Genomic DNA, 5,879 nt, shown 5'->3' with positions numbered 1-5,879 from the left:
GCGTGGGCTTCCTCGTGGGTCAGGTCATGAAGGCCACGGGGGGCAAGGCCAACCCCGCGCTCGTCAACCAGCTTCTCCTGGAAAAACTCCCGAAATCTTAAGGCGTTTCGTATAATGGCCGTCAGCCCTGATGATCCATCTCGTCGGCGTGTCGAAGGTGTACCGGGTCGGGCCGGTGAGGATTCCGGCCCTTGCCGACGTCTCGTTCCGGATTGACAAGGGCGAGTTCGTCGTCCTCGCCGGTCCGAGCGGCGCCGGCAAGACGACCCTGGTAGCATCGGGCCACGCTCCTGGAGGGTGCCTGACGCCGAGGGGGGCCGGTCCGGCAGCCGCGGGCGCGGGTTCGGGTCGGCCGGCGGAGGGCCTTTGTACTGCCTGCGCTCTGCACAGTGCAGTGGCACTGGTCTGCTAACCCACACGACCCACTCTTGGACGGGAACGGCGTTAACACCGTCTCGAACCTGCATACTGCTGTCTCTCGCCTCACTATCGTGGGCGCATGAAGGCCAACGGCTTTCCTGCAAAATTTGAATTGACTTACTTTTACACCGGTGTAAGACTAATGTCCAGATTGCGGAGGTACTCGACATGGACATCGCCTATGTCACGAGCAAGGGGCAGCTGGTCATCCCGGCCAGGCTTCGCCGAAAGTATGGGATCAAGCCGGGCACTAAAATCTGCTTCATTGAAGGGGAACGGGGGATCGTCTTCCAACCGCTCACCCGGGACTACATCCGCAGTGTCTGCGGCATGCTCAAGAAAGAGGGTCCGGTAACCCAAGAACTCCTCAAGGAGCGAGCCCGAGACAGAGAGCGCGAGGAAGCCAAGGGTGCGAGGCTCGGTCCTCGATAGCTACGCGGTACTGGCCTTCCTGTTCGAGGAAGACGGCCACGAGACTGTGTTGGCTCTCTTCGAGAAGGCGGCCGCATCTGATCAAAACGTCCTGATCTCAGCCCCCAACTGGGCGGAGGTTCGCTATCAGGTCGAACGGAAAATCGGTGCTGACAGATGGAACGAAGTCCGTCTCAAGCTCCTAGGCCTTCCCATCGAGATTGTCCCGGCCGACCAACAGCTAGCCGAACTGGCCGGGGAGATCAAAGCGACGCGGAAAATGTCCCTAGCTGACTGCTTCGCTGCCGCCCTGGCCAAGCAAAAGAAAGCCGACCTTTACACCGGCGATTCCGAGTTCCGGGCAGTCGAGAAGGACGTCAAGATTGTGTGGGTATAACCGGTGACTGCTAATGGAGGACATATGACGCAGCGCCCCCGCACTCACGACTCGGAAAGGCGCCATCCGACTCATAGCCCTGGCGAGCTATTCGCGGCGCTACTCGACGCGTTGAATTGTGGGACGCCCGTGACAGGACTGACTCACAGTTTCTATCGCTACCCCGCGAGATTTTCGCCTCAGTTCGCTAGAAAAGCAATTGAGGCGTTTACTAAACCCGGTGATACCGTTTTCGATCCCTTCATGGGTGGCGGGACAACAGTTGTCGAAGCTTTAGCTTCAGGCCGTCGTTGCATCGGGTCAGATCTCAACCCGCTGGCCAAATTTCTTGCTAAAGCGAAAACTACGCCGATCTCCAAGCGCGATGCCAGAGCCCTCTTAATTGATACATTGGTGCGGGAAGTTTAAGCGGAGTAGGATTTTTGGCTCGACAAGTTCAGATGAGCCGTGCGGTGCGCAAGTGGCGAGCGCGGCTGATGGGAATGTCAAAGCCCGAAGCGGACGGCGACCGAACGTGGTGAACCTGCTCAAGGTCGCCCTGATCGCGAGGGGCTCGTCCAGGTCGCCGATGCGGCGGCCCTGTCGGCGATCATCGAGCAGGTGCTCGTCCAGCACCCCGCCGCGGTCGAGGACTGGCGGAAGGGCAAGAAGCAGAGCGTGGGCTTCCTCGTGGGTCAGGTCATGAAGGCCACGGGGGGCAAGGCCAACCCCGCGCTCGTCAACCAGCTTCTCCTGGAAAAACTCCCGAAATCTTAAGGCGTTTCGTATAATGGCCGCGAGCGCCGATGATCCGTCTCGACGGTGTGTCGAAGGTCTACCGGGTGGGGCCGGTCACGGTCCGGGCGCTCGCCGATGTCTCCTTCCAGGTTGACAAGGGCGAGTTCGCCGTCCTGGCCGGCCCGAGCGGCGCGGGCAAGACGACGCTCCTCCGCCTCCTCTACGGCGCCGAGCTCCCCTCGGAGGGCGAGATCGAGGTCGCGGGCTTCGACGTGACAGGGCTGCGCCGGGCCGAGGGCCCCGAGCTCCGCCGCGTCATCGGCATCGTCTTCCAGGACGCCAAGCTCCTGCCGGGCCGGACGGTGTACGAGAACATCGCCTTTGTCCTGCGCGTCCTCGGCGCCCCGCGGCGCGAGGTCACGCCGCGGGTGTTCGAGGCGCTGAAGGCCGTCGGGCTCTCCGCCCGGGCGCAGGCGCTGCCGGCTCAGCTCTCCATGGGGGAGCAGCAGCGGGCGGCCCTCGCGCGGGCCCTGGTCAAGGACCCCGTGGTGCTCCTGGCCGATGAGCCCACCGGGAACCTGGACGAAAGGATGTCCGAGGAGATCGTGGACCTCTTCGGCGAGGTCTGGAAGCGCGGGACGACGATCCTGCTGGCGAGCCACAGCGCGGCGCTGGTCACGCGGCTCAGGCGGCGCACGCTCGTGCTCGACGCCGGCAGGCTGGTGAAGGACGAGGGCGGCTAGACAATCGGAGGGGGCCTCGACGGCCCCCTCCGAAGCCTCCCCCGAGATAGGGGTTGCGCCGGCGGAGCCGGCGCTCGAAGGGCGTTATGGCGACACGCTCCTGAGTCATGATGCTGGCATTTCTCCTCGGCGAGGCCGTCCGCGACCTTCGGCGCGCCGGCCGGCTCGGCGTCGGCGCAGCCTTCCTGATCAGCCTCTCTCTGGCCGTGCTGGGATGCTTCTGGCTCGTATCGCTCAACCTGGGGCTCGCGGTGGCCCAGTGGCGCGAGCGGCTTCGAGTGGTGGCCTACCTGAAGCAGGAACCTTCCCCGGATGCCCTGGCCGGGCTCCTCCAGCGCATCGAGGCCGTGGGGGGCGTCCAGCGGCTCCGCTACATCGACAAGCGAGAGGCGCTGGCAACCCTCAAACGAGAGCTCGGTGCCGAGGCCAGCGTGGTGGATCAGCTCCCCGCCAACCCGCTCCCGCCCTCGGTCGAGGTAACCCCGGCGCCCCAGGCCGCGACGCCGGAGGCGACGCGGGCCTTGATCGGTCGTCTTGCCGAGCTTCCGGAGGTCGAGGAGGTGCAGGGCGGTACCGAGTGGGTGGAGCGGGTGGTCCAGTGGCAGCGGCTCCTCGACGGGATCGGTCTCGGCGTGGGAGGGCTCCTCGCGCTGGCCGCCATCCTCACCGTGACCACGGCGACGACACTCGTGCTGCACCTCAGGCGGGAGGAGATGGAGATCATGCGGCTCGTGGGAGCGAGCGAGGCGGTGATCCGGGTGCCGTTGCTGCTGCAGGGGCTCGTTCAGGGCCTCCTCGGAGCGGTCATGGCGCTCGGGGGGCTCTGGCTGGTGTACACCCTCGTCCAGCCCCGGGTCGAGCCGCTGCTCGCGGTGACCCTGGGGCTCGAGCGGATGGCCTTCCTCGCGCCGGTCGACGCGGTGCTGCTCGCTGGGGGCGGCGGCCTCCTCGGCGCCGTCGGCGGGCTGCTGGCCAGGGGACGGAGCACGGCGTGAGGCGCTGGCTCGTGGTTTTCGTCCTCCTGCCGTTCGTCTGGGCCCTTCCGGTCTCCGCCCAACGCAAGGACGGCTCGACGCTCAAGGAGAAGGAGCGGACGCTCCAGCGTACCCAGCGTCAGCTCCGCGAGGAGCGGGCGAAGGCGGCGGAGGCCAGGAAGAAAGAAGCGTCGCTCCTGACCGAGCTCGAGGAGATCGACCGGAAGCTGGCCGCCAAGCGCAGCGAGCTGGCCCGCCTCGACGGGCAGTTCAAGAAGGCCGAGGCCAAGATCGCGAGGCTGGAAGGCGAGATCCGAGGGCTCGAGAAGCGGCGGACGGCCCAGGAGCAGGCGCTCGCCCGCAGGCTCCGCGCGCTGTACAAGCTCCACACCCAGGGGGGAATGCTCCCCGTCGTGCTCGGCGTGGATGACCCGGTGGCGCGGGCGGTCCGGCTCCGGCACCTGACCACGCTGGCGACTGTGGACGCCAGGCTCATTCAGGAGTATCGTGATACGGGAGACAGCCTGACTGCGCGGAAGGCCGAGGGGGAAGCCCGGAAGCGGGATCTCTCGACGCTGCGGCAGCGGGTTGCCCTGGAGCGCGCCGAGGTCGATCGCGAGGCGGCCCGGCGCCGGGTGCTCCTGGCGAAGGTTCAGGACCAGCGCGCCTACCACGAGCGGATGGTGGGCGAGCTGTCGGAAGCCGCCAAACGCCTGGAGGCGTTCATCCGGGAGCTCCAGGCTAAGGCGCGCCGCGTGGCGAAGGTCCCGCCGGCGGCCGGCATCCGGCCCCCCGCGGTCGGGTTCGGTACGCTGCGGGGGCGGCTGCCGTGGCCCACCGAGGGCCGGGTCGTGTCCGCCTTCGGCGAACAGATCCACCCGCGCTTCGGCACCCGGACCTTCAGGAACGGGATCGACATCGAAGCCAGCGAGGGGACGGACATCCAGGCCGTGTACGCCGGTCACGTGGTGTACACGGGGTGGTTCAAGGGGTACGGGAACCTGATCATCCTGGATCACGGCAACGATTACTACACGCTCTACGCCCACGTTGCGGAGATCCGCGTGGGGGAAGGTGAGGACGTGCGGCAGGGTCAGGTCATCGGCACGGTCGGCGACACCGGGTCGCTGGCCGGATCGCGCCTCTACTTCGAGGTACGCTACCAGGGGCGGCCCGAGGATCCTGCCGAGTGGCTTCGACAGCGCGGTTAGGCGAGAGGCATCGAGGTTGCTCGAGGAGGCGCCTTCATGAGTTCCCTTCGACAGATGACGAAAGCCTTCCTGGTCTCGGCCCTGCTCGTCCTGCTGACCCTGTCCCTCGGCGGGACCGGGGCCAGCAAGAGCCCCGAGACCGGCGCGACGTACGAGACGCTCCGGCTCTTTACGGAGGTGCTCTCCATCGTCCAGGGCCAGTACGTGGACGAGATACCGCCCAAGGACCTGATCTACAACGCCATCAAGGGCACGCTGCGGGGTCTGGACCCGCACAGCTCCTTCCTCGATCCCGAAATGTACCGGGAGATGCAGGTCGAGACGACGGGGAGCTTCGGGGGGCTCGGCATCGAGATCACGCTGAAGGACGACGTGCTCACCGTCGTGGCGCCGATCGAAGGGACGCCCGCCCACCGGGCCGGGATCCACCCGGGCGACCGGATCGTCAAGATCGAGGGCATCTCCACCAAGGACATGCAGCTCGGCGAGGCGGTGAAGCGGATGCGCGGGAAGCCGGGGACCAAGGTCACGATCTCCATCGCGCGCGAGGGGTGGCTCGAAGCGCGGGAGTTCACGATCACCCGCGAGCAGATCCGCGTCCAGTCGGTGCGGACCCAGGAGTTCGAGCCGGGGATCGGCTACGTCCGGATCCGCCAGTTCCAGGAGCAGACCGCGCCGGACCTGGAGGCCGTGCTGGAGAAGCTGACGAAGAACGGCACCCTCCAGGGCCTCGTTCTGGACCTCAGGAACAACCCCGGGGGGCTCCTGACGGCAGCCGTGGACGTGGCGGAGAAGTTCCTTGACGACGGCAAGCTGGTGGTCTACACGGAGGGTCGGGTCCAGAGCCAGAACATGCGTTTCACGGCGCACACGAAGAAGGCCTTCACGGGCTTCCCGATCGTGGCGCTGATCAACCAGGGCAGCGCGTCGGCCTCCGAGATCGTCGCGGGTGCCCTTCAGGATTGGAACCGGGCGATCCTCATCGGCACCCAGACCTTCGGCAAGG

Annotated in this window: 10 protein-coding genes; all 10 read left to right on the top strand. The window is 66.4% G+C overall.

Annotation, left to right across the window (positions count from 1 at the left end):
- On the top strand, positions 1-101 hold a 101-nt coding region (locus HY726_01530; GenBank protein MBI4607673.1), incomplete at its 5' end, for a hypothetical protein.
- Between the two features lie 29 nt (positions 102-130).
- A complete protein-coding gene (locus HY726_01525) occupies positions 131-412 on the top strand; it encodes an ATP-binding cassette domain-containing protein (protein ID MBI4607672.1) in 282 nt (93 codons plus the stop codon).
- 176 nt (positions 413-588) lie between these two features.
- Positions 589-852, top strand: a complete 264-nt coding sequence (locus tag HY726_01520) for an AbrB/MazE/SpoVT family DNA-binding domain-containing protein (protein ID MBI4607671.1) — start codon at positions 589-591, stop codon at positions 850-852.
- The gene (locus HY726_01515; protein MBI4607670.1) at positions 830-1,228 is read left to right on the top strand and encodes a type II toxin-antitoxin system VapC family toxin; all 399 of its coding nucleotides are present in this window, start codon (positions 830-832) and stop codon (positions 1,226-1,228) included. Before HY726_01520 ends, HY726_01515 begins: the two co-directional genes overlap by 23 nt.
- A 24-nt stretch (positions 1,229-1,252) precedes the next feature.
- On the top strand, positions 1,253-1,636 hold the full coding sequence (locus HY726_01510) for a site-specific DNA-methyltransferase (GenBank protein ID MBI4607669.1): 384 nt from the start codon (positions 1,253-1,255) through the stop codon (positions 1,634-1,636).
- Between the two features lie 171 nt (positions 1,637-1,807).
- Positions 1,808-1,984 (top strand): hypothetical protein, encoded by a 177-nt coding sequence (locus HY726_01505; GenBank protein ID MBI4607668.1) that lies wholly within the window; start codon positions 1,808-1,810, stop codon positions 1,982-1,984.
- A gap of 29 nt (positions 1,985-2,013) precedes the next feature.
- Positions 2,014-2,688 carry an ATP-binding cassette domain-containing protein gene (locus HY726_01500; protein MBI4607667.1) on the top strand — a complete coding sequence of 225 codons (675 nt, stop codon included), beginning with the start codon at positions 2,014-2,016 and terminating at the stop codon, positions 2,686-2,688.
- A 107-nt stretch (positions 2,689-2,795) separates the two neighbouring features.
- Positions 2,796-3,683 (top strand): hypothetical protein, encoded by an 888-nt coding sequence (locus tag HY726_01495; protein MBI4607666.1) that lies wholly within the window; start codon positions 2,796-2,798, stop codon positions 3,681-3,683.
- The gene (locus HY726_01490; GenBank protein MBI4607665.1) at positions 3,680-4,873 is read left to right on the top strand and encodes a peptidoglycan DD-metalloendopeptidase family protein; all 1,194 of its coding nucleotides are present in this window, start codon (positions 3,680-3,682) and stop codon (positions 4,871-4,873) included. Before HY726_01495 ends, HY726_01490 begins: the two co-directional genes overlap by 4 nt.
- Positions 4,874-4,909: 36 nt before the next feature.
- A partial coding sequence (locus HY726_01485; protein MBI4607664.1) for a S41 family peptidase occupies positions 4,910-5,879 on the top strand: 970 nt, incomplete at its 3' end.

The organism is Candidatus Rokuibacteriota bacterium, from assembly GCA_016209385.1.
In the GTDB taxonomy this organism is placed as follows: Bacteria; Methylomirabilota; Methylomirabilia; order Rokubacteriales; family CSP1-6; genus JACQWB01.
Note: the sequence above shows the minus strand (reverse complement) of the source record. Positions and strands in the feature narration are given on the sequence as shown.